The organism is Acinetobacter sp. HZNU-JH01 (assembly GCF_037996845.1).
Lineage (GTDB): Bacteria > Pseudomonadota > Gammaproteobacteria > Pseudomonadales > Moraxellaceae > Acinetobacter > Acinetobacter haemolyticus.
In genome coordinates this window covers 674,881-698,789 of the sequence record NZ_JBBMZX010000001.1, presented here as the reverse complement: position 1 = coordinate 698,789, position 23,909 = coordinate 674,881, and the positions used below count along the sequence as shown (strand labels likewise).

Annotated in this window: 24 protein-coding genes; 15 read left to right on the top strand and 9 right to left on the bottom strand. The window is 38.3% G+C overall.

All coding sequences use genetic code 11. The features are described 5' to 3' along the window. Positions 1 to 17 precede the first annotated feature (17 nt). Together AAC851_RS03410 and AAC851_RS03405 are read left to right on the top strand one after the other, a co-directional pair. Positions 18 to 1,337, top strand: coding sequence for an NCS2 family permease (locus AAC851_RS03410; protein WP_004638516.1), 1,320 nt, complete (start codon positions 18 to 20; stop codon positions 1,335 to 1,337). A gap of 78 nt (positions 1,338 to 1,415) precedes the next feature. Beyond that, positions 1,416 to 2,414 (top strand): adenosine deaminase, encoded by a 999-nt coding sequence (locus tag AAC851_RS03405; protein ID WP_075315786.1) that lies wholly within the window; start codon positions 1,416 to 1,418, stop codon positions 2,412 to 2,414. A gap of 43 nt (positions 2,415 to 2,457) precedes the next feature. Here the strand turns inward: AAC851_RS03405 and AAC851_RS03400 are convergent, their stop codons facing one another. Continuing rightward, entirely contained in the window at positions 2,458 to 3,012 is a 555-nt protein-coding gene (locus tag AAC851_RS03400) for a cytochrome b (protein WP_134252606.1), read from the bottom strand. Positions 3,013 to 3,228: 216 nt separating this feature from the next. Between AAC851_RS03400 and AAC851_RS03395 the strand changes: the two genes are divergently transcribed. Both AAC851_RS03395 and rnhB read left to right on the top strand, forming a co-directional pair. After that, complete coding sequence (locus AAC851_RS03395; protein WP_075315785.1) at positions 3,229 to 3,609, top strand: hypothetical protein; 381 nt, start codon at positions 3,229 to 3,231, stop codon at positions 3,607 to 3,609. 39 nt (positions 3,610 to 3,648) lie between these two features. Beyond that, entirely contained in the window at positions 3,649 to 4,215 is a 567-nt protein-coding gene (gene rnhB / locus AAC851_RS03390; RefSeq protein ID WP_017396200.1) for a ribonuclease HII, read from the top strand. 51 nt (positions 4,216 to 4,266) lie between these two features. Here the strand turns inward: rnhB and csrA are convergent, their stop codons facing one another. From csrA to alaS, 3 genes are all read right to left on the bottom strand, one after another. Further along, complete coding sequence (gene csrA / locus AAC851_RS03385) at positions 4,267 to 4,530, bottom strand: carbon storage regulator CsrA (protein WP_005082058.1); 264 nt, start codon at positions 4,528 to 4,530, stop codon at positions 4,267 to 4,269. A gap of 232 nt (positions 4,531 to 4,762) precedes the next feature. Continuing rightward, positions 4,763 to 6,043, bottom strand: coding sequence for an aspartate kinase (locus AAC851_RS03380; RefSeq protein WP_004638520.1), 1,281 nt, complete (start codon positions 6,041 to 6,043; stop codon positions 4,763 to 4,765). Positions 6,044 to 6,106: 63 nt separating this feature from the next. Further along, positions 6,107 to 8,755, bottom strand: a complete 2,649-nt coding sequence (gene alaS / locus AAC851_RS03375) for an alanine--tRNA ligase (protein ID WP_171456320.1) — start codon at positions 8,753 to 8,755, stop codon at positions 6,107 to 6,109. A 255-nt stretch (positions 8,756 to 9,010) separates the two neighbouring features. Between alaS and AAC851_RS03370 the strand changes: the two genes are divergently transcribed. Further along, positions 9,011 to 10,036, top strand: coding sequence for a type I glyceraldehyde-3-phosphate dehydrogenase (locus AAC851_RS03370; protein ID WP_005082062.1), 1,026 nt, complete (start codon positions 9,011 to 9,013; stop codon positions 10,034 to 10,036). A 33-nt stretch (positions 10,037 to 10,069) separates the two neighbouring features. Beyond that, complete coding sequence (locus AAC851_RS03365) at positions 10,070 to 10,375, top strand: hypothetical protein (protein ID WP_125501952.1); 306 nt, start codon at positions 10,070 to 10,072, stop codon at positions 10,373 to 10,375. Here the strand turns inward: AAC851_RS03365 and AAC851_RS03360 are convergent, their stop codons facing one another. The 3 genes from AAC851_RS03360 to AAC851_RS03350 form a co-directional block, all read right to left on the bottom strand. After that, positions 10,376 to 10,870, bottom strand: coding sequence for a hypothetical protein (locus AAC851_RS03360; protein WP_340600503.1), 495 nt, complete (start codon positions 10,868 to 10,870; stop codon positions 10,376 to 10,378). 169 nt (positions 10,871 to 11,039) lie between these two features. Continuing rightward, positions 11,040 to 12,347, bottom strand: coding sequence for a hypothetical protein (locus AAC851_RS03355; protein ID WP_340600502.1), 1,308 nt, complete (start codon positions 12,345 to 12,347; stop codon positions 11,040 to 11,042). Further along, positions 12,340 to 12,864, bottom strand: coding sequence for a hypothetical protein (locus tag AAC851_RS03350; protein WP_134252600.1), 525 nt, complete (start codon positions 12,862 to 12,864; stop codon positions 12,340 to 12,342). The genes AAC851_RS03355 and AAC851_RS03350 overlap by 8 nt, the downstream gene beginning before the upstream one ends. Before the next feature lie 275 nt (positions 12,865 to 13,139). Here AAC851_RS03350 and AAC851_RS03345 point away from each other — a divergent pair, with 275 nt between their 5' ends. From AAC851_RS03345 to AAC851_RS03330, 4 genes are all read left to right on the top strand, one after another. Continuing rightward, complete coding sequence (locus tag AAC851_RS03345) at positions 13,140 to 13,865, top strand: hypothetical protein (protein WP_320076770.1); 726 nt, start codon at positions 13,140 to 13,142, stop codon at positions 13,863 to 13,865. Beyond that, positions 13,847 to 14,224 (top strand): hypothetical protein, encoded by a 378-nt coding sequence (locus tag AAC851_RS03340; RefSeq protein ID WP_320076769.1) that lies wholly within the window; start codon positions 13,847 to 13,849, stop codon positions 14,222 to 14,224. Before AAC851_RS03345 ends, AAC851_RS03340 begins: the two co-directional genes overlap by 19 nt. A 204-nt stretch (positions 14,225 to 14,428) precedes the next feature. After that, positions 14,429 to 15,595, top strand: coding sequence for an ATP phosphoribosyltransferase regulatory subunit (locus AAC851_RS03335; RefSeq protein WP_134252598.1), 1,167 nt, complete (start codon positions 14,429 to 14,431; stop codon positions 15,593 to 15,595). A gap of 60 nt (positions 15,596 to 15,655) precedes the next feature. Further along, positions 15,656 to 16,975, top strand: a complete 1,320-nt coding sequence (locus AAC851_RS03330) for an adenylosuccinate synthase (RefSeq protein ID WP_005082071.1) — start codon at positions 15,656 to 15,658, stop codon at positions 16,973 to 16,975. Between the two features lie 372 nt (positions 16,976 to 17,347). On the opposite strand, the gene AAC851_RS03325 is transcribed toward AAC851_RS03330, so the two are convergent. After that, on the bottom strand, positions 17,348 to 18,352 hold the full coding sequence (locus AAC851_RS03325) for a helix-turn-helix transcriptional regulator (RefSeq protein ID WP_075315782.1): 1,005 nt from the start codon (positions 18,350 to 18,352) through the stop codon (positions 17,348 to 17,350). A 210-nt stretch (positions 18,353 to 18,562) separates the two neighbouring features. Here AAC851_RS03325 and AAC851_RS03320 point away from each other — a divergent pair, with 210 nt between their 5' ends. The 5 genes from AAC851_RS03320 to AAC851_RS03300 all read left to right on the top strand — a co-directional run bounded on the left by AAC851_RS03320 (position 18,563) and on the right by AAC851_RS03300 (position 22,787). Then, positions 18,563 to 20,113 carry a circularly permuted type 2 ATP-grasp protein gene (locus AAC851_RS03320; RefSeq protein ID WP_340600501.1) on the top strand — a complete coding sequence of 517 codons (1,551 nt, stop codon included), beginning with the start codon at positions 18,563 to 18,565 and terminating at the stop codon, positions 20,111 to 20,113. 72 nt (positions 20,114 to 20,185) lie between these two features. Next, the gene (locus AAC851_RS03315) at positions 20,186 to 20,788 is read left to right on the top strand and encodes an alpha-E domain-containing protein (RefSeq protein ID WP_017396193.1); all 603 of its coding nucleotides are present in this window, start codon (positions 20,186 to 20,188) and stop codon (positions 20,786 to 20,788) included. Continuing rightward, a complete protein-coding gene (locus AAC851_RS03310; RefSeq protein WP_005090986.1) occupies positions 20,785 to 21,564 on the top strand; it encodes a transglutaminase family protein in 780 nt (259 codons plus the stop codon). Before AAC851_RS03315 ends, AAC851_RS03310 begins: the two co-directional genes overlap by 4 nt. A gap of 16 nt (positions 21,565 to 21,580) precedes the next feature. Continuing rightward, positions 21,581 to 22,315, top strand: coding sequence for a proteasome-type protease (locus AAC851_RS03305; RefSeq protein ID WP_004638533.1), 735 nt, complete (start codon positions 21,581 to 21,583; stop codon positions 22,313 to 22,315). A 46-nt stretch (positions 22,316 to 22,361) separates the two neighbouring features. Further along, positions 22,362 to 22,787, top strand: a complete 426-nt coding sequence (locus AAC851_RS03300; protein WP_340600500.1) for a BLUF domain-containing protein — start codon at positions 22,362 to 22,364, stop codon at positions 22,785 to 22,787. Positions 22,788 to 22,824: 37 nt separating this feature from the next. Here the strand turns inward: AAC851_RS03300 and alr are convergent, their stop codons facing one another. Then, complete coding sequence (gene alr, locus AAC851_RS03295; RefSeq protein ID WP_340600499.1) at positions 22,825 to 23,895, bottom strand: alanine racemase; 1,071 nt, start codon at positions 23,893 to 23,895, stop codon at positions 22,825 to 22,827. Between the last annotated feature and the right edge of the window lie 14 nt (positions 23,896 to 23,909).

Genomic DNA, 23,909 nt, shown 5'->3' with positions numbered 1-23,909 from the left:
TTTTGACAGGTGCTATTATGGCAACGCCTAATGCTTCGGCAGGTTTGTTAGAACGCTTATTTAAATTAAGCGATAACAAAACGAGTTTTAGAACAGAAGTTCTTGCAGGTGTAACTACATTTTTGACCATGTGTTACATCATTATTGTAAATCCATTGATTCTTTCTGAAACAGGAATGGATCATGGTGCTGTATTTGTAGCAACCTGCTTAGCTGCGGCGATCGGCTGTTTGGTGATGGGGTTAATTGCGAATTATCCAATTGCTTTAGCCCCAGGTATGGGCTTGAATGCTTACTTTACATACTCAGTATGTTTGGGTATGGGAGTGCCTTGGGAAACCGCTTTAGCAGCAGTATTTATTTCTGGTTTGGTTTTCCTCGCGATTAGCTTTATGAAGATTCGTGAAGCGATTGTCAATGCTATTCCGATGTCGTTGAAACTGGCGATTGGTGGTGGTATTGGATTATTTCTTGCTTTGATTGCATTAAAAAATGCTGGGATTATTGTTGATAATCCTGCAACTTTAGTCGGTTTAGGGGATATCAAACAACCAACAGTGTTACTCGCTTTATTTGGCTTTTTAATGATCGTGGTTTTGCATCAGTTCAAAATACGTGGTGCAATCATTATTAGTATTTTAGTGATTACCGCAATTGCAACAGCTTTAGGTTTAAATGAGTTTAAGGGTGTAGTTGGTCATATTCCATCAATTGCTCCAACATTTATGAAAATGGACTTTGAGGGTCTATTCACTGCCAGCATGATCGGCGTTATCTTCGTATTCTTCATTGTTGATTTATTTGACAGTACAGGAACCTTGGTTGGCGTTTCACACCGTGCGGGTTTGTTGAAAGATGGTAAATTACCGCGCCTGAAAAAGGCATTGTTTGCTGATTCATCAGCAATCGTTGCAGGTGCTGCATTAGGTACATCATCAACAACTCCGTATATTGAATCTGCTTCTGGGGTTGCGGCAGGTGGACGTACAGGTTTAACGGCGGTAGTCGTTGCTGTGTTATTTGTGGGCTGTTTATTTTTAGCACCACTTGCTCAATCTGTACCAGGTTTTGCTACAGCACCTGCATTGTTGTTTATTGGAGTATTGATGATTCAAGGAATCACCCATATTGATTGGGATGATATCACTGAAGCAGTACCTGCCTTTTTAACGATTGTATTCATGCCATTTACCTATTCGATTGCGGATGGTATCGCAATGGGCTTTATTAGCTATGCATTGGTTAAACTACTTACGGGCAAAGCAAAGACTGTACCTTATATGGTCTGGATCATTGCAGCATTGTGGGTATTTAAGTTTGTTGCATTTGGCGGTTAAGTCGCTTAAAAATTAGAAACCTTTTAAAGGGTGTACCTGATTAGGCAACACCCTTTTTTATTTAGACGCGGAGTTAATATGAATCAAGTCGAGCTGATTCGTGCTTTACCCAAAGCCGAGTTGCATGTGCATATTGAGGGTACTTTTGAACCAGAACTGATGTTTGCAATTGCACAGCGTAATCAGATTCAGATTCCTTACCAATCTGTCGAAGAAGTGAAGCAAGCGTATAACTTCCATAATCTTCAATCTTTTTTAGATATTTACTATGCAGGCGCAAATGTGCTGGTGCATGAACAAGATTTTTATGATCTTGCTTGGGCATATTTTGAAAAATGTGCAGAAGATCGCGTCGTGCATACTGAAATGTTTTTTGACCCGCAAACGCATACTGAGCGTGGGGTTGAATTTGTTACGGTCTTAAAAGGTTTAAAACGTGCGTGTACAGATGCAAAAGAAAAGTTGGGCATCAGTTCTCAGCTGATTATGTGTTTCTTACGTCATTTGAGTGAAGAGAAAGCATTTGAAACACTTGAGCAAGCTTTACCATTTAAAGATGATATTATTGCTGTTGGTTTAGATTCAAGTGAGGTGGGGCATCCACCATCGAAATTTGAACGTGTTTTTGCCAAAGCGCGTGAAGCAGGTTTCTTAATCGTTGCTCATGCGGGTGAAGAAGGACCACCAGAATATATCTGGGAAGCTTTGGACTTGCTCAAAGTCAATCGTATTGATCATGGTGTGCGTTCTGAAGAAGATGAGCAACTCATGGCACGCTTAATTGCTGAAAAGATGCCTTTAACGGTTTGCCCACTCAGCAATTTAAAGTTGTGTGTGGTCAATGATATGAAAGAACACAATATCCGCCGCTTACTGCAAAAAGGCGTACATGTCACAGTAAACTCTGATGATCCTTCATATTTCGGTGGTTATATGAATGATAACTTTGTTGCGATTCAGCAGGCCTTAGATTTATCCAATGATGAGCTAAAACAACTTGCGATTAATTCATTTGAAGCGTCATTTATATCAGATGAAGAAAAACAAAAGTGGATTGATGAAGTAAAGAAAATTTAAACGAAAAAAAACCGCATGATGCGGTTTTTTTATATTCAAAGGTTTATTTAGGTTGTTTTAACATGCTTCGTAAGACATTATCTTTATCGATAAAATGATGTTTAACTGCCGCTAAAGCATGTCCAACGATCAGTAACCCTGCAAACCATGACAAATAAATATGAAGTGGTTTTACAATTGCTAAAAGCTCTGGATTATCTTGAACTAATCTTGGAATTTCGAAAAGATATAACACAGGTGCAGGATGACCAGCACTCCAACTAAATAAACAACCAGTGATTGGTAATGCTAAGAGCATTAAATAAAGTAGGAAATGTCCAACATGCGCCAAGGTTTTCATTATGGGTGACATTGTGTCGGGAAGCTTTGGAGCGGGATGGGTATAACGCCAAAATATTCGAATAAGGACCAAGAAAATAATCGTCGTTGCAATATTCTTATGTAAGGTAATGACACTGCCTTTGAAGCTACCATCAACTTCGTAGCTTAGAAAATTTCCACTATAAAAACCAATAAGCCATGCAACAATAAAAATCGCTGCCATGAGCCAATGCAATACTTGTGCTGTACGGGTGTAGTATTGTACTGAGGTTGACATCGCAACATCCTAGCTGTGATATGAGTCATTTGATTCTAAATATGGAAATAAACGTCTCATACTATGTATATGTAACAGAGCGTTTTATCCGTAGGACGTTTAATTAGAATGTAATAATCCAAATTGTTATATTCTGTAAAATTGAATTTAGGTCATATCATAAATGCTCGCGTTTAGGCACAATACGCCTGCCAAAATTTAGGTAGGTAAAAAAATATGAAAAAATTAGTATTGATTGTTGCTCCATTGGTTTTAGCGGTTGCAGGATGTGCTGCGACAGATACAAATAACCCTACAGCAACCTCACAGCAATTGGGTATGGCTGCTTTAAAAGTTGCCGTAAATGCAAAGTGCTTAAATGAAATCAACAATATTCCAGCATGGAAAACTGCTACACGTCTTATGAGCACAGAGCAAAGAAACGAGATTCAAACCAATGTGTGTGGTTGTGTCAGTGATAAAGCACCTGAAAGTGTGACTGCCTTTGATCTTGCAACGGCAGCAGTTGATCCTGCTGCACGCGCTATGATTGTAAATAAGGTAGTTACGGAAACTGTAAATACCTGTGTGAATGAAGCGTTAAACAAAGCGAAGTAGTAAATGAGGCTGTATCAGCCTCTTGTTGGGAGATGTAATATGACGATTGCTGGTGTCGATGAGGCAGGGAGAGGGCCTTTAGTAGGTTCTGTGGTTGCTGCGGCAGTAATTTTGGACCCAAATAATCCAATTGAAGGTCTAAATGACTCAAAAAAGTTGACCGAAAAGAAACGTGAAAAATTATTTGCAGAGATTCAAGAAAAAGCACTCGCTTGGTCTATTGCTGAAGCAAGCCACGTGGAAATCGATGAATTTAATATATTACAAGCTACTTTCCTTGCGATGCGTCGAGCAGTTGAAGCATTAGCAACTCAACCAGCAAAAGTGATTGTGGATGGTAACCAAATCCCTAAAGGAATCAATATTCCTTGTGAAGCAATTGTTGGTGGTGATGCAACGCATGCTGAGATCAGTGCTGCCAGCATTCTGGCTAAAGTTACGCGAGATCGCCAAATGAAAGCTTTAGATTTGGAATATCCGAATTATGGTTTTGCTAAGCACAAAGGTTATCCTACTAAGGCTCATTTTGAGGCGATAGCAATACATGGGGTAATTGATGAGCATCGACGTAGTTATGGACCAGTCAAGAAAGCACTAGGTTTATAAGCAATTAAAGCGACTATTGTAGTCGCTTTAATTATTGAAGAATTCGGTATATTAACGATTAAAGTTATTATGTTGAGAGAAATCATTACTCTCTTCTTCATACGTATGTTGATAATCTTGATCAAGATGTTGTAAATGCTCATGCATGGCACGTTCATGTTGGATACGTTGGTAAATTTCCTCACGATGCACAGAAACTTCTTTTGGAGCATTTACACCAATACGCACCTGATTGCCTTTTACGCCAAGCACAGTAACACTGACTTGATCCCCAATCATTAATGTTTCTCCGACACGACGGGTCAGAATCAGCATGTTTATCTCCTTGCTAAACGCTTAAACTTGCGACAGGGAATTCATTGTTCGAAAGCACAGCCTAATATACAGAAAATTCTAACAAAATTATGTAAAAAATTTTTTTTCGTAAATTTTGTGAGAACTTTCTTAAAACCTCTGCGCTAATATAACAGAGCCACTATTAAAAAAACTATAGTGGCTCTGTTTTTTTTATTATTTACTTGAAAGTAAATATTTAACTAGCTACAAATTAAGCACGTGCGCTGCTTTCACCATGCTCGCGGTCTAGACCAAAAGCTGTGTGTAAACAACGAACTGCTAATTCTAAATAGTTTTCTTCGATTAACACAGAAATTTTAATTTCTGATGTAGAAATCATGAGAATATTAATGCTTTCTTCAGCTAAAGCAGTGAACATTTTACTAGCAACGCCAGCGTGTGAGCGCATGCCTACACCAACGATAGAGACTTTTACAATATCATCACGCGTAACAACTTCACATCCTTCAATGCTACTCGCTGTTTGCTCTAAAATTGCTTTTGCTTTAGCAAGATCAGTACGATTTACTGTAAAAGTGAAATCAGTTGTACCATCTTCTTCTACATTTTGGATAATCATATCCACTTCGATGTTGGCATTACTAATCGGCGACAAGATTTTTGATGCAATACCAGGCTCATCAGGCACGCCTAGAATCGTTAATTTTGCTTCGTCACGGTTAAATGCAATACCTGCGATGATTGGTTGTTCCATATCGTCTTCCGCCTCAGTGGTAATTAGTGTGCCTACATTTTGTTTAAATTCTTCGTCAAATGCGCCGTCATTGTCATTATCGAAACTAGATAATACGCGTAATGGGACTTGGTATTTACCAGCGAACTCAACAGAGCGAATTTGTAAAACTTTTGAACCCAAAGATGCCATTTCTAGCATCTCTTCGAAAGAAATACGATCAACTTTCTTTGCTTTGGGAGCAACACGAGGGTCAGTGGTGTAAACGCCATCAACATCAGTGTAAATCTGACATTCATCTGCTTTCAATGCAGCTGCGATTGCTACACCAGATGTATCAGAACCACCACGACCTAAAGTTGTTGTATTGCCATCAGCATCAAAGCCTTGGAAACCAGCAACCACGAGAACACGACCTGCATCTAAATCTTTGGTCATCACATCGGTATCAATAGACTCTATACGTGCTTTGGTAAAAGCACTGTCAGTTTTGATACCAACTTGACGACCAGTATATGATTTAGCTTCTACACCAATAGAATTAAGTGCCATAGCTAACATGGAAATCGTTACTTGTTCACCCGTTGACACCATTTGATCAAGTTCACGTGGGTCAGGGGTGCTGGTAATGGCTTTAGCAAGCGCAAGTAAGCGGTTGGTTTCACCACTCATAGCAGACACGACCACGACCACCTTGTGACCATGATCATGCCAACGCTTGACACGACGAGCAACATTTAAAATGCGCTCAGGAGTACCCATAGAGGTACCGCCATATTTTTGAACGATTAATGCCATAGTTGTTCCATATAAGCCATGACCCTGAGAGGCATCAGGGTCAGTTACACAAAAGTGAAGTTCTTATTGCTCAAGCCAAGCAGGCAATGCCGCAATGACTTGGTCGAACTTCTCGTTTAGTGGCGCGCCACCTTGTGCTAAGTCAGGTTTACCACCACCTTTACCACCAAGTTCTTGAGCTAAGTGTTTGATGATGTCACCTGCCTTTAGATTTGCAGTATATTGTTTAGCGACAGATGCGATTAAACTCACTTTATCGCCTTCAATGCCAGCTAAAATAATGACTGCATCTTCCAATTTTGATTTTACGCTGTCATGTAAATTGCGTAATGATTTGGCATCTAAACCTTTCACTGTTGTAATGAGTGTTTGACGTCCAGCAATGTCTTTCACCTGATCCAATAATTCAGCTGCTTGGAAGCTTGCTAATTTTTGATTCAATTGTTCGATTTGCTTTTGTAAGCTTGAAGCTGTTTCAACAACTGCTTCAACTTTTTCTACAGTTTGGTCTTTCTGAGCTTTCAATAAGCTGTTAATGGTTTGAATGTCATGATCTACTTTTTGCACGACTTCAAGTGCTTGAGTACCAGTAACGGCTTCGATACGACGAACGCCAGCAGCGACACCGCCCTCAGATGTGATTTTGAACAGACCAATATCACCAGTACGCTTAACGTGAATACCACCACAGAGTTCGATAGAGAAGTTCTTCTCTTCAATCACGGAACCCATAGATAACACACGAACTTCGTCACCGTACTTTTCACCGAACAACATCATTGCTCCTTTGGCTTTGGCTGTTTCGATATCAAGTAATTCGGTTGTCACTGGGGTGTTTGCTATAATTTCTTCATTAACCAAACGTTCGATTAGTTGAAGCTGTTCAAATGTCACCGGTTGGTCGTTTGCAAAGTCAAAACGTAAAATGTCGCTAGCAACGAGAGAACCTTTTTGCTGAACATGATCACCTAAAATTTGACGTAAAGCTGCATGTAATAGGTGTGTTGCAGAGTGATTACGTGCAGTTGCTGCGCGAATGTCTGCTTTGACGGTTGCTTCAACACTTTGAGTCGCTTTTAGGCTACCCACGGTTACGATACCTTGGTGAACAAAAGCGCCACCAGATTTCTTGGTATCTTGTACTTCGAAGATACCTGTATCGTTTTTGAAGATACCTGTGTCACCGATTTGACCACCGCTTTCTGCGTAGAAAGGTGTTTGATTCAACACAATTAGGGCTTCATCACCTTCATTGATCTCGTCAACCTGAATACCATCTTTATAGATCGCAACAATTTGTCCTTGACCGTGAGTTGCGTCATAACCATCAAATTGGGTTTCACCTTCAACTTTAACAATGCTGTTGTAGTCTACTGCGAATTTTCCTGCATCACGTGCACGTTGACGCTGTGCCGCCATTTCGACCTCAAAACCAGCTTCATCGATTGTTAGATCACGTTCACGTGCAATATCTGCGGTTAAATCTGTTGGGAAACCATAAGTATCATAAAGTTTAAATACCGTTTCACCTGCAATCACATTACCTTTGAGTTGTGCGAGTTCACCCTCAAGTAATTTCAAACCTTGTTCAAGTGTTTTAGCAAACTGTTCTTCTTCACGGATTAACGTTGCTTCGATGACATCTTTGCGAGCAGCAAGTTCAGGATATGCTTCGCCCATAACATCAATTAAAGGTTGCAACATTTTGTAGAAGAATGTACCAGTTGCACCAAGCTTGTTACCATGGCGTACTGCACGACGAATAATACGACGTAATACATAACCACGACCTTCATTTGAAGGGTTTACGCCATCCGCAATCAAGAAACAGCAAGAACGTGCGTGATCAGCAACTACACGGAGTGATGGTTGACCTTCATTTTCTATACCAATGATGTTGGCTGCCGCTTTTAATAAGTGTTGGAATAGGTCAATTTCATAGTTTGAGTTGACATGTTGAAGTACAGCAGAAATACGTTCTAAGCCCATCCCTGTATCAACAGAAGGTGCTGGAAGAGGGTGCATCACGCCATCCGCAGTACGGTTGAACTGCATGAAAACGTTATTCCAGATTTCAATGAAACGATCGCCATCTTCTTCTGGCGTACCTGGTAAACCACCCCAAATGTGGTCGCCATGATCGTAGAAAATTTCTGAACAAGGACCACAAGGTCCTGTATCACCCATCGCCCAGAAGTTATCCGAAGCGTATTGACCACCTTTATTGTCGCCAATACGGATGATACGTTCAGCATCTACACCGATTTCTTTATTCCAGATGTCAAATGCTTCGTCATCAGTATGATAAACCGTGACATATAAACGATCTTTCGGTAAGCCTAACCACTGTTCGCTAGTTAAAAATTCCCAAGCAAATTTCAAGGCATTTTGTTTGAAATAATCACCAAAAGAGAAGTTGCCCAACATTTCAAAGAAAGTGTGATGGCGTGCTGTATAACCTACGTTGTCGAGGTCGTTGTGCTTACCGCCAGCACGGACACATTTTTGTGATGAAACAGCACGGACATAGTCGCGCTTTTCTAAACCTAAGAAACAATCTTTAAACTGGTTCATACCAGCATTGGTAAACAGCAAAGTTGGGTCGTTGGCGGGAACGAGTGAGCTCGAAGCGACACGTGTATGCCCTTGCGATTCAAAGTAACGCAAAAATGCTTCACGAATTTCAGCTGATGTCATAAAACGAGTACTCACAACCAAGACACTCCATAATTTTGAATTTGGCTATATGCAATTAAGGTGATTGTTAAAGGTTCTACAATCGAGCCTATCGCATGGCATGGATTTTAAAAGTGCTAAATTATAACGGAAAATACCTATCCGACCAACGATTTTACAAGCAATATCATATAAAACTGTGTTTAAGCTAAAAATCTATATTCAACAGCGCGCTTCATGTTTTACCATATAGCACATAAATGATGATGTTTTGATGAACAAGGGCTCTGCATGCAACGTATCGCTATCAATGGATTTGGTCGAATTGGCCGGAATGTATTACGTGCATGGTTTGAAAATCCTAAACAGTTCCAATTTGAGATTGTTGCAATTAATGACGTCGCTGACGTACAAACATTGGTACATCTATTTAAATACGACACAACACATGGGCGCTTTGCTGGACAAGTTGAAATTCAGATTGAAAACCAACATATTTTTTTAAATATTCAGTCCCATCAGCGTCAGCTTAAACTGCAGGTATTTAAACAAGAGCAGCCTGAGTTGCTTCCTTGGAAAGATTTAGAGATCGATGTAGTACTGGAGTGTACGGGGTTATTTCGTTCGCGAGCGGATGCAACTCGTCATATTGAGGCAGGGGCGAAACGCGTCATTATCGGTGCGGCGCCATTTGATAGTGTGGATGCTGCAATTGTTTATGGTGTAAACCATGCCGATGTAAAAGCAACTGATCAAATCATCTCTGGCGTTTCATGTACCACGCAAGCTTTAGTCCCTTTAGTGAAGATTATTGATGATGCTTTTGGTATTGATACAGCATTAATGACTGAAATTCACGCAGTGACTGCTGATCAATCTGTTTTGGATCATGCGCATCGTGATTTACGCCGAGCACGGGCTTCAGGTCAGAATATTATTCCAACGACGTCAAGTGCTTTAGGCGCATTGAAACGCGTTATGCCGAAAATGGAAAATCGAATAGATGGTTACTCTATCCGAGTGCCAACGATTAATGTTGCAGCAATTGATTTAACCTTTGTATCGCATTCACCAATTACGGTGCATAAAGTAAATGAAATATTAGTCAAGGCTGCACAGTCTGATTATGCACAGATTATGCAAGTGACAGATGAAGATCTGGTTTCTAGCGATTTTAATCATTCGCCATATTCTTTAATAGTTGATTTGACTCAGACGATGGTGGTTGGTCATCAAGCAAAAGTTTTTGCGTGGTATGATAATGAATGGGGATACGCAAATCGTTTACTCGATTTGTGTGAGTCGTTTGACTCATAAATTTTATAACTAAAAAATAATTTGGAGATTTAAATGACATTTATGTTGATGTGGGGATTTATTGCTATTTTATTACTGGCGGTTGTATTTTTATTTTGGTTTCAATTTAAAACGAAGTCAGAAGCAACGTATGATGCTCAGGTGTTACAAGTTGAAGAAAAAGTTTTGCATTTGGAATTACATTTAAAAAAAGGCTTAGAAATTATGCAAGATATGGCCAAAAAAATGCATGTGCAACAAGAAGTGTTAGATAAAACCATTGCGAATGTTGCTGCTTTGGAAAAACAGAATGCTGAGTTGGTGAAAGTGCTTGAGAGTTTAATAAGCTATAAAAAGTAATTATTCATGACAAACATCTCCATTTGGTAAAGAAATGACTGTGCCATCTAAAGCTTTATCTAAGAGAAAATATTCTGAAAGACGTTGCTTGGTATTGGTGGTTATACTCAGGATTTCTGGTACGACACGTCCACCATTTGGAGACTTACTATCTGGTATTTTTAGTGAAATACAACTAATTGCTCTAGCCTTTTCATCGGTAATCGCTTTGACAGCAATTTTATCCTCTATATTAACTAAAATTGAGGATTGTAAGCTTCTTGCATACTGACTTACGGCTTTGCGTTGTTCCTCTGTTGTGTATGTTTTTTGGATATATGCATCAATATCATCACGGATACCATTCTGATCAGCATCAATACCAGCAACAGTATCGGTACGATCGAGTTTTGGCAGCTCACCGCTACTTTCCATTTTTGCAATTTTTTGGGCAGGTGTAAGTGGCGTGTTTGATTTAGAATCCTCATTATTACCACAGCCTGTTAGTATCCCCATACATAACAGACCTATTATGATTTTTATTTTCATGAAACCCTCATTGATTGAAAATAATTTTTATTATATGAACTTAATATTTGACGTTGGTTATGATATCACTTAAGAAATATCCCCTAAGACATTAGGGGAGTATTCCTCATAAAAACAATATGCAAGTCTGATCAGACTATTCCAAAGAAACAGAATACTTTTGAGTTTCAGGATCTAGATTAACTCGAACATTAAACATGTCGAATGTGGGTGTATTCCTTGTTTCAGCACCCATTACGACAGATTTTGTACCAAGTACGCCAGCAGCATCTGATGAAATTTGTACAGTTGCTTTTCTACCTTCTGCACGAGCATAGTTTGCTAAAGAAATGTTATAAACACCTGTTGAGAGCTTGGTCTTATCACAACTTGCGAAATAATGCTCTGGACCAAAGCTATGTGTATTATCTACATCCAGATAGCCTGATGTACCTTGCTTGTTGCTATAAAATACATGACTACCTGATGGTTCAAATGTATGCAAATCTACATCCCCACTTCCATCCCATGATAAGGTTGCAGTGAAGAATCCTTGACTAGCTTGGGTTGGAGGTGCTTTTAATGTTGCTAATGCAATATCGACATACCCTTTGATACTTTCATACATACCAAAGGCTGGGTTCATATACGTTTCTATGAGACCATGCCCCAAAAAGTCACGCCCATGATTATTCATCAATGGTTTGAATATCGGAATGTAATGGGTAACAGGTGGCACACTACCAAATGCTCGCAGTCCATTAATGACTAAATCTTGATCCGCAAGAACATGTGAGCCATTGGTGATTGGTGAGGCAGGGGCAATGTGTATCACTTGAACTGATTCACTGGATACTTTACTTGTCGTGTAGTTGTATGCGTTATTTACAAATAGGTTGCCTTGTGAATGAGCAACAAAAAGCAGTTTTTTCCCTTCTAGTATCCAACTGTCGATTTTTGTTTGATGCTCTTCATAGTTAGCAATCGTTGCAGGTGGATTTGCCAATAAGGCAGATAAGTTTTTAATAAAGTTTGCTTGTAATACTTGTCGCCATTGCCCAGCATTAACAATTAACTCAGGAATACTAAGGTTAATTCGATCCCACCAAGTGCCTTGATCTTTTAACACTTGAAAGAAGAGTTCCCAGCGCTCTCTTAATAGATGCTGTTCTTCAAAACGCTGTTCAAAAGTTTCGACAAAATCTTCATAACCATTGGAGTGGTTATACATCACGTCATAGTCAATGGTTCCACCATCTGGAGTGGTTGCGCCATGGATGATTTTCAATTTTCTTAAATTGTCTTCGGCAAGATCATGAGGTGTCATGACACCATTGAAAAAGGCAAAAATAGTTTCTCCATCGACTTTGCAAATATTATTTTCTTCTGAAATTTCATTTGCATGAAGGTAGCTAGGAAAAATTAATGTAAAAGAGAGGATAAGTGGAATAATTTTTTTATTCATCGCATACATCCTCACTTGGTAAAGAAATGACCGTACCATCTAAAGCCTTATCAAACTGCATATAAGCTGATAGTCGTGGCTTGGTATTGGTTGTTACACCGAGTATTTCTTGTACCACACTTCCATTTTTGGAATCACCATTGCTAAAACGTTCATAAATACAACCAATGGCTCTCGACCCTTCATTTGTGATTTGTTTTACTAGAATTTTATTTTGTGTATCTGCCAGTAATTTTTTCTGTAACTGTTTTGCATACTGACTAACGGCTTTGCGTTGTTCCTCTGTTGGATAGGTTTTTTGGATATATGCATCAATGTCATCACGAATACCATTCTGATCAGCATCAATACCAGCAACAGTATCAGTACGATCAAGTTTTGGTAGCTCACCGCTATTTTCCATTTTTGCAATTTTTTCGGCAGGTGTAAGTGGTGTGTTTGATTTAGAATCCTCATCATTACCACAGCCTGTTAGTATCCCCATACATAACAGGCCTATTATGATTTTTATTTTCATAAAACCCTCATTGATTAAATATCATTTTTATAATGAATCGCCTGAAATTTAGGCATATGCATAATATAACTAAATGGCTATAAAGGAAATTCTTTTATTAAAGTTTATTCTTAATATTAAGTTGAGCTAAATAATATAGGGATTAATGTGTTTGATTATTCATAAAAATATTTAGACTGCTTAAAAAATGATTTTTAATATATTAAAGTTGCTTGCTATAATTAATACTTTTATTCTTTTGTCGATTTAATAAGACTAAAATTAAAAGGAAATATATGAAGTTTTATTCAAGAATAGGTGTATTTTTTATACTTAGTTCAGGGGGTATCTTGACAGCATGTGGAGGAGGCTCTAGCGAGAAAAGCAAAGCCGAAACAAATGTTAAGAATGAGGAGGCCTTATATCAAGTTTATTATCAAAAACCGCTTTTCTCTGAAGGTTATATTTTTGACTCTTTTGAAATCACAAAGTACTCAATAAGAAATAATGAAATTAATTTTTCAAAGTCACATAATGAACCCTTAGATTTGAAGATTCTCACTGAAAATAAAATTTTTGAAATTAATACGCCAAAAAGTAATCTGATCAAGAGAGTTTCACCAACACTGTGGACTTATGAGCTTTTACCAGAACTAAAGCAAAATTTAACATTTGAAATTTTGAATTTGGATGGCGAAAATATATTTGATCGCGTGTTACCTGGGTATCGTGAAACGCATGATTTGAGTAATGAGCTAAATGACCGCTTGGATCAAGAGTTGGTTAAATTTTATCAAAATTATAAAGATGCCATTTTCCCTAAAGGTAGTTCTTGTTATCGCTTAAAAGAAACACAATGGAATCAACCCTATATTACTTTAAATTTTGTTGTTGATAATCAATCATTCAAGCAGGAGAGAGAAAATACTCTAAATACATACGAGAATTTAAACTCTCATACGAATAAAGCAGATTATGACTTGTTTTGGGGAATTGGCATAATTTGGATTGGATTTTTTTAGTCAATAAATACGATAGTTGGGGCACTTTCGGAGTTGTTGGAAATACCGATGATCAAACATTCCGTGCAGTCTTAACTTCACCATTAGTATGGGACGCTGCGCTGAGTTTGAATTATGAGAGCAAACGGTTGGAAGAACTTAACAACACTAATTTTGATTTCGATAGTAGAATTAAAGAAGAACTTCTATTAAGTCAGAAACTTCGCGTTGCTCGATTAGAAAAAGGGTGCTTTGCATATAATGAACAAGCCATTACAGCAATCCAAAAACTGAAATTGATCAATTGGAAACAAGGGGATAGTTCAGCTATTGGGCAGTTCTTTGGACAGCGAACTTGGGTTTTTGAACCTAATCAGTAATGGTAGTTTATTGAAATTAATGATTAATTAAATAAAAACTGTTTATTTTTTATAGGGTGGAGTAAGCAGTTTTTATGCAAATTCTCAGGTGCATCATGTAAATCTTCATGCTACACTACGCTGAATCGGGCATTCACCCGATTTTTTTATGTGGTTGCTTTTTATGTGGATGCCTCCACGTTGAACAGATTTTAGGTTTGGAACATGACCATTTCACAGACATGGTTGCTCCCTGACGGGGTAGCAGATGTATTGCCCGAACAAGCGCAAGTCGTTGAAACATTGCGCCGAGAAGCTTTAGATTTCCTCGCCGTTCGAGGTTATCAGTTGGTGTATACGCCATTTATTGAATACATCGAATCGTTGTCTTCACTTTCAGAATCCAATCAAGATTTAGATTTAGTTACTTTCAAAGTGATTGATCAACTATCTGGTCGTTTGCTTGGTGTTCGTGCGGATATGACACCACAAGTTGCACGTATTGATGCTCATGTTCGACCAATTGAAGGTGTAGCTCGTTATTGTTATGCGGGCACAGTATTACATACTAAACCTCAGAACTTTAATTCAACTCGTGCACCTTTGCAGTTGGGTGCTGAGTTATATGGTCATGACAGCATTGAAGCCGATGTGGAAATGATTGATGTGATGTTGGCCCTACTTAAACATACGCGTCGTTTAGAGGGTGTTCATCTAGATTTGGGACACGTTGGTTTATTCCGTAGTTTAGTAAAACGTGCTGGATTAAATAAAAATACTGAAAGTGAACTCTCTGATTTATATCAGCGTAAAGCATTGCCTGAGCTTGAAGAATTTACTAAAGATTTAGCTATGGGTGCTGATTTTTATGCATTAGGTCGTTATGCAAGTGATCTAGATGCGTTAGAAAGTCACTTAAGCCAAGATATTCTAAAGGATGAAGATTTTAAAAATGCTTTTGATGCACTGAAATCAACATTCGCACAAATTCAATCACGCTGGCCGAATTTAAACATTGGCATTGATGTCATCGAATTACGTAGCTACCACTATCATACTGGTCTGATGTATGCCATTTATGCACCAAATCGTGCGGCACCACTTGCTCAAGGTGGTCGATATGATGGTATCGGTGAACATTTTGGACGCGCGCGTCCAGCGACAGGATTTAGTTGTGATTTATATGCTTTAGGTGCAACACAGTTTGTAGAAATTGAGACTGTCGTTGCCCCAAAAGGTAATGATCAAGATTTATTGAATGCAATTATAGATGCACGTAGTCAAGGTTTACGTGTGGTGCAATTGTTAGGTAATGATGATTTAAGCTCTGTACCATATGCGACCCATCAAATGGTGTCTCAAAATGGACAGTGGGTTATTGAAAAAATTTAATCGCTAAGTTGTTTGAAAACTTAGTTTCCAATTTTAACAGCATGATGTAATGAGGCTATTATGGGCAAAAATGTTGTGGTACTTGGTACCCAATGGGGCGACGAAGGAAAAGGTAAAATCGTCGACCTGCTCACAGATCAAGCGGCTGCGGTAGTTCGCTATCAAGGTGGACACAACGCAGGTCATACTCTTGTGGTCGGTGGTAAGAAGACTGTCTTACACCTCATTCCATCAGGTATTTTACGTGAAAACGTATTGTGCTTAATTGGCAATGGTGTAGTGCTTTCTCCTGAAGCATTAATCAAAGAAATGGCGATTTTGGAAGAGGAAGGCGTACCTGTTAAAGAACGTTTGCGTATTTCTCCAAACTGCCCATTGATTTTGCCAAATCATATTGCGCTTGACCAAGCACGTGAGAAAAAACGTGGTAATGCCAAAATTGGTACAACAGGTCGTGGTATTGGTCCAGCTTATGAGGATAAAGTTGCCCGTCGTGCGGTCCGCGTAGCTGATTTGATTCGTGGTGGTGCATTGCTTGAAGAAAAACTTCAGGAAATGCTTGAGCTTCATAACTTCCAACTTTCTCAATTCTATGGCGTTGAAGAAGTGAAGTTTGAAGACGTTCTTGCGCTTTGTAATGAATGGCGTGAAGTGCTTGCACCACTCGTGATTGATGTAACTAAAGTGTTACATGATTACCGTAAAGAAGGTAAGGCAATCATGTTCGAAGGTGCACAAGGTTCATTACTTGACATCGATCACGGTACTTATCCTTACGTAACAAGTTCAAATACAACTGCTGGTGGCGTAAGCTCTGGTTCTGGTATGGGACCATTACATTTAGACTATGTACTCGGTATTACCAAAGCATATACGACACGCGTAGGCGCAGGCCCATTCCCAACAGAATTGCATTATGATGCTTCGACGGATACAGGTGATGCGATTGGTCGTCATTTAGGCACAGTAGGTCATGAATTTGGTGCTTCTACTGGTCGTCAACGTCGTTGTGGTTGGTTTGATGCTGAAATCTTACGTCGTTCAGTTGAAGTGAACTCTTTATCTGGTATTTGCTTAACTAAGCTCGATGTATTAGATGGTTTAGAAGAAATCAAAATCTGTGTAGGTTATGAAGATGTAGATTCAGGCTGTGCAGGTTCTTCTGACGCGATTTCATTTGAAAGCTTGAAGCCAATTTATGAAACTATGCCTGGTTGGAGCGAATCGACAGTTGGCTTAACTCAAGTTGATCAACTTCCTGCGAATGCTTTAGCATATGTTAAACGTCTTGAGCAGTTGATTGAATGTCCAATTGATATTATTTCAACTGGTCCTGATCGTGCGGAAACAATTGTATTACGTCATCCATTTTCAGCATAAGCTGATGTGATGATTGAAAAGCTCCCATATGGGGGCTTTTTATTTTTATAGATTTATATATTTAAAATCTCTAGCTGATAATTAGATTTTTATTGCGATCTTTGTTATTTCACAGACTGAAAAATTCTCGTTATATTTGTTTTACGTTCAAACAAAGAGGGTTTAATCATGACGAAAAAAACGATTCGCTACAATGGATATGAGCTAGCATGCCGATGTTAATTCATTATCAGCTTTTCATCGTTGGTGGGACTTATTTTGATCTGGCGGGCATAAAAATAAGTCCTATACAGTATGTATAAAAATAAAAACCTTATCTTTAAATAAAAAATTCTAATAAGTCTAAGAGAACCAAATGGTTCTCTTTTTTATTTAATTTTCTTCAACTTCCTTCACCGCATTATATACAGCAACAGGTTCGATATTGAGCAGTTTCTTGCCAAAACTTCTGAGCCACCATACCAATTGTGAGGTGAAGGGAACTGTCGCAGATACCTCAACAATATTCTCTTCGATAGAGATAATCGTCTGGTCTTTACTTAATTGACTTTCATAGAAGCTTTGGGCCGTATTTTCAGTCATGGTAAGCTTCAACAAAATTTGTTCTGTTGGCTTACTATAATCAACTCTAAAACCAAGTGCACCAGAGTCAATATAACCATCGATATCGAAATTAACGGGGTGTAAAGCACGATTATCAAGTACCGTGGCTGCTTTAAAACGGTGCAAGGCAAAGGTTTGTACTTCAGTTTTGTCATTTCGAGTACAAATTAAATAAATTACAGCACCTTTTTGAACCAAAGCAAGCGGATTGAGGATATAGGTTTTATCTTCACCTTGATTGGTTCTAGCACGATAAACACATTCAATTTGTTTGTCTTGTAATAAGCCTTCATAAATGGCTTGTTGAGCTTGTTTATCGACAACAGGAGGGATGAGAGGTTGGTTAGCAGGTACAATCCGAACACGGTTAATCCACTGTCTTACATTATTCTGAGTTGAAAGACTTCGTTTAGCGAGGTCAAACCAAGGTGTCATTTCTTCTAGCAAGCTTGGTGGAAGTAAATGTCTTAGGTGTTCTTCAACCATCATAAAAGTGACTGCTTGGGAGCTAGTCATATGAGGCAAACTTTGAATCGGTGCATCTGAGCGCCAACGCCAGCCTTGGGGTACGGTTTTATTACTTTCAATCGGAAAGCGTTGCGCGATTTGATTTAAATCACGTTGAATGGTACGTAGACTGATCTCAATACCTTCACGTTCTAATATTTCTTGTAATTCTCGTGTACCCATCCATTTTCCAGTTGATAAGCGGGATAGGATTTGCCATTGGCGATATAAACTGTTCGATGTTTCTTTTTCTTGTGTGGAAGACATAAGCGTAATACGTATTTAAGTGGTCTAAAGCAGACACAATAAAAAATCTATCTCTATTTATCAAGTCCATCACATTTAGATTACGCTTTTACGACTGAAAAGCATTGGGATTTGCTCGAATATCTTAAGTCTGATTAAAAAATAAACGAGTTATTAGTGGCACTGAAATTGCTTATTTGATTTATGTATAAATGATGAGACGAGGTTTCTATGTCAGAACAAGAACACAACCTAAATATCACTTCAGAATATTACACCGCAGATCAAACAGCGGCGGTTTCATTGCAGTCGTCTACATTTATCAAGCAGCTTCAAGCAAAGGTAAATCTATTTGAACAACTAAAATCCCAATTCTTTAATGAAATGTTAGATGATCATAGCTTTAATGGTGAGGCATCTAAGAAGATTGAACAATGGTTGAGTCTGCGTAGTTTGGATGAATTGAATCATTTAGAGTCACAAGCAAAACAGCATTTCTTATATCAGGGCATTACATTTAATGTGTATGGCGAAGAAGAGGGATTAGAGCGAACGATCCCTTTTGATTTGATCCCTCGAGTGATAGAAAAAAAGCAATGGGAAAAAATAGCTGCAGGTTGTACACAACGAGTAAAAGCACTCAATTATTTTTTAGATGATATTTATCATGGGCAACACATTCTCAAAGAGGGCTTAATTCCAGAGCATCAAGTCATGACACATGAAGCATTTCAGCCTCATATGTTAAAGCATCATTTAAAAGGGAAAATTTATTCGCAGATTAGTGGTATTGATATTATTCGAGATGGCAATGGTGAATTTTATGTACTGGAGGATAATTTAAGAACACCTTCTGGTGTTTCTTATATGCTTGAGAGTCGAAAGATTAGTCAAAAGTTAATGCCTGATTTATGTACGAGTAATAATTTAAAAAGCATTGAACAGTATCCGACTTTACTTCGAGCGATTCTTGAGGAGAATGCGTATGTCGATAATCCATTGATCGTAGTGCTGACACCAGGTCGATTTAATAGTGCTTATTATGAGCATGCATTTTTAGCTAGAGAAATGGATGTTCCCCTTGTTACGAGTCGTGATCTTTTTGTAGATGATGATAAAGTTTTTGTCAAAACGATTCGTGGTCGTCAGCAAGTGGATGTGATTTACCGTCGTTTAGATGATGATTTCTTAGATCCTTTAATCTTTAGACCTGATAGTACATTGGGTGTTGCAGGACTAATGTCTGCTTATCTTCAAAACAATGTTGTAATTGCAAATGCGCCAGGAACTGGTGTGGCTGATGACAAGTCAATTTATCCTTATGTGGATCAGATGATTCAATTCTATTTGGGTGAAGCACCGATTTTAAATAATGTGCCAACCTATCAATGTAGAGATGTTGATCAATTAGATTATGTATTAAGTAATTTAGAAAAGTTAGTTGTTAAAGAGGCTCAAGGCTCTGGTGGCTATGGGATGTTAATAGGCCCGCAATCAGATCAACATCAAATTGAATGCTTTAGACAAAAGCTCATGGCAAACCCACATTTGTATATAGCACAACCTACTTTGGCATTATCAGTTGCACCAACACTTACAGATCAAGGTGTGGCTGAAAGACATATCGATTTGCGTCCATTTATATTAAGTTCACCATATCGTACAGAGATTGTTCCTGGTGGTTTGACTCGTGTTGCGATGCAAGCTGGATCTTTAGTTGTCAATTCATCACAAGGCGGAGGGATCAAAGATACTTGGGTTGTAGAAACATTGCGTTCTTAAAATCATTCTTAAATCGTGAGGGATTTTTATAAAACTATTGTGATTTTAGAAATGAATTTAAGGAGAAATTGGATGATTTTACTTCGCTCAAGTGCACAACATGTATATTGGTTAGGTCGTTATTTATATAGAATACAATATGTTACTAATCAGTTGCCCTTTACGGATGACCGGCAGGCTGCGGATTTTGCATACGCTCTTTGTTTGCAGATAGATAGTGCCGATAACTTAAATCAATTTATGTTAGACAAACAACAGCCATTTTCGCTGTTAAATCAATTAGAGATTGCTCGTGACAATATTCATGAACTAAGAGGATTATTGAGCGCACAGGCTTACGCTGAGCTGAATTTCTTGATCAAAAATGTGGAAGCAAATGCTTTAGATATTCAACGTATAGTGAATAGATGTTGTGAGCTTTTAACAGCAGAGCAAGAGGATATTTCTTTATTTTTTAGAATAGGGCAATGTATTGAGCAGATAGATACTTATTTTAGGTTTTATCAAAATATTCATAAGGTTATGGGTGTAACAGAATTAACGATTCATCAGTTGTTTGATTTAGGCTGGGATGAATTACAACCTAGTTGGGAGATTTTTAAATCTGAACCTTATATTAACCAGTTTTATGCATTTACATATCGGCTAGAGAATCAATTTGAGGTGTATGCATGAAACTTATGGTGAATCATCAAACACATTATCGTTATACACAGACTGCACGTAATAGCGTGCAGTCGATAAAAATGATGCCTCAAAGTTCTCAACATCAAACCGTTGAAACTTGGCATATTAGTGTGCCAGGAGAGTCAAACTGTAAAAGAGATGCATTTAATAATCTTTGGATGACAGCAACACAAAGGCATGATTATCGCTATTTAACGATTATGGCGCAGGGAGTTATTGATTTACATGCGACTGAGTTAGGCCATTTTGAAAGTCATATTTCTCCGATGCTGTTTTTACAGCGCACGACGATGTCTTGTTATGATTCAACGATGCTAGACTTTGCGAAATCTATTGTTCTGCGTTTAAATCGTCAGCATTTGATTGATTTGTCAGAAGCAATCCTAGAACGTGTGCCTTATCAACCGCAAAGTACATCAGTGACAACGTCCGCCATAGATGCATTTTATGCGGGACAAGGAGTGTGTCAAGATCATGCACATGTCTTTGTTGCTATGTGCCGTGCTTTGCAGATACCTGCACGATATGTTTCTGGTTATTTGTATGATCAAAACCAACCGCACCTTGCCAGTCACGCATGGGCGGAAGCATTTGTAGAGAATCAGTGGTATTGTTTCGATATTAGTAATCAGATATTTGCTCCACAAAATCATATTTATGTTGCAATCGGACGTGATTATCTCGATGTCGCACCTGTTCGTGGTGTGCGCGAGCAAGGAGGAGTTGAAAGCATGATGTCTAGTGTTCAGGTTTTGGCGTGTTGAGTGTAAAGAGAAAAAGATGACCTATTGTTGTGCATTGAGATTAGAACAGGGTTTGGTGTTGATTAGTGATACGCGCACCAATGCAGGGGTCGATCATATTTCTGTATTTCGTAAATTGCATACTTTTGGTGTGGTTGGTGAACGCTTTATCGCAATTCAAACAGCAGGGAATTTGGCAACAACGCAAGCTGTGATTAGTCATTTGCAAAACGCGCTGAATTTTAATCACGAGCCAAACTTGTACAGTGCAAATAATATGTTTGAAGTGGCGGAACTGGTTGGCAAAACATTAAAAACTGTATTGGAAGATATTACTTCGAATACTCAAGAACAGATGAATTATTCTGGAAGTATTTTGGTGGCTGGTCAAATTAAAGGGGAGGAAATGCAATTATATAATGTTTATCCTCAAGGAAACTTTATTTCGGCCACTACTGATACTCCTTATTTTCAAATTGGTGAAAGTAAGTACGGTAAGCCCATTCTTGATCGCGCTTTACATTATGATATGCCTTTGGATGATGCTTTACGTTGTACATTAATTTCTTTTGATTCAACTTTACGTTCCAATGTTTCTGTTGGCTTACCTTTAGACGCTTTGGTTTATTATAAAGATAGTTTTATTATTCCTAAAGGAAAGAGAATCGGGGAAGAAGATCCTTATTTTACCCAAATAAGTAAACAATGGTCTGAAACGTTAAGGCGCGGGTTACAAGAATTACCGAAACCGACTGAAGATTATTGGGTTTAATCAAAAACTTGGGCATAATCAAGTTGAACCTATAAGAGTTATAAGAATGCTTTTTCAATTTTGTTATGCCAGTAAAGCTTTATCAGATCCACAGAGCCTATTGTCTGATTTGAGAGATATTTTAAATGAAGCACATCATTTTAATTATTTAAATCATATTTACGGTGTGCTTTATTTCGCGGATGGTTATTTTTTCCAATGCTTGGAAGGGGATCAAACCACCATTATGCAATTATTTGAAAAAATTAAAAAAGATAGGCGGCATGAACAAGTTTATACATTTCCTGCACGAAATGTGGAGCAGGGGCTATTCCAAGATTGGTCTATGAAGTTTGTACGGAAAAATAGCGCTATTTCGATTTTCTTTCAACAACTTGGACAGGAAAGTTTTAATCCTTATCTTTTAAATAAGGATTCAATTTGTGCATTTATTCCCTTGTTGGCTGAAATTGAAATGGATCAAGTAAGTTAACTAAGTTCAAAACAGTTTTGAACTTAGCATTATCTTTTTAGTTAAGTCTGCGTTGAGGTCGTTGGCTCAGCCTACAGAGTAGTTCATAACCAATGGTTCCATTTGCCTCTGCAACGTCATCGACCAGTCGAGTATTACCCCAAAGCTCGACTTTAGTTCCGATTTCTGCATTTAAATTACTGATATCAATCGCAATCATATCCATGCTTACACGTCCTATGACGGGTATAAGTTGATCGTAAATTGCCACAAAGTTAGGTTTTATATATGCACGAGGATAGCCATCTCCATAGCCGATCGAAACGATAGCGATCGTCATATCTTGTGTAGCGACATAGGTTGAACCATAACCAACATATTCACCTTGCTGAATTTGATTTAAGGCAATGATTTCTGCGCTGAAGGTCATAACTGGCTTTAGATCAAGGGCTTCAACATTCTTGTCTGCAAATGGTGATGCGCCGTAGAGCATGATTCCTGGCCGTACAAAATCGAAATGCAATTCTGGATATCTATAAATGGCAGCAGAATTACAACATGAAGCAAGAATAGGTTCACATGCTTGTTTCACTTGTAAAAACTGCATTTTTTGTTGTTCATTTAGTGGATGATCCGTATCAGCATTGGCAAAATGCATTGTTAAAACGCAGTTAAAACCTTCTGCTTTTAAACGTTGGATCACAGTAATGATTTCAGAAACTTTGAAACCTAAACGATTCATCCCACTATTGAGTTTTACCCAAACTTTTAAATCCAAAGCTTGATATTGATCTTTATGAGCAAGCAGCCATTCAACTTGTTGAGCATGATGAACGACGCATTCTAGTTTCTGTTCAATAACATGAATCATCTCATCTGCTGAAAATACACCTTCAATTAGGGTGATTGGCTGTAAATATCCAAGCCGCCTGATTTCTAGGGCTTCTTCTAAACAGGCGACACCAAAAGCATCCGTGGCCGCTAAGGCTGTTAAACAGTCTTTAATTCCATGTCCGTAGGCATTGGCTTTGACCATACTGACAATTTTTGAATTTGGTGCAAGTTGTTTAACACGGTTTAAATTATATTGCAGTGCTTTACTGTCAATATAAACTGTTGCTTGGCGCACCCTGATTTCTCCTT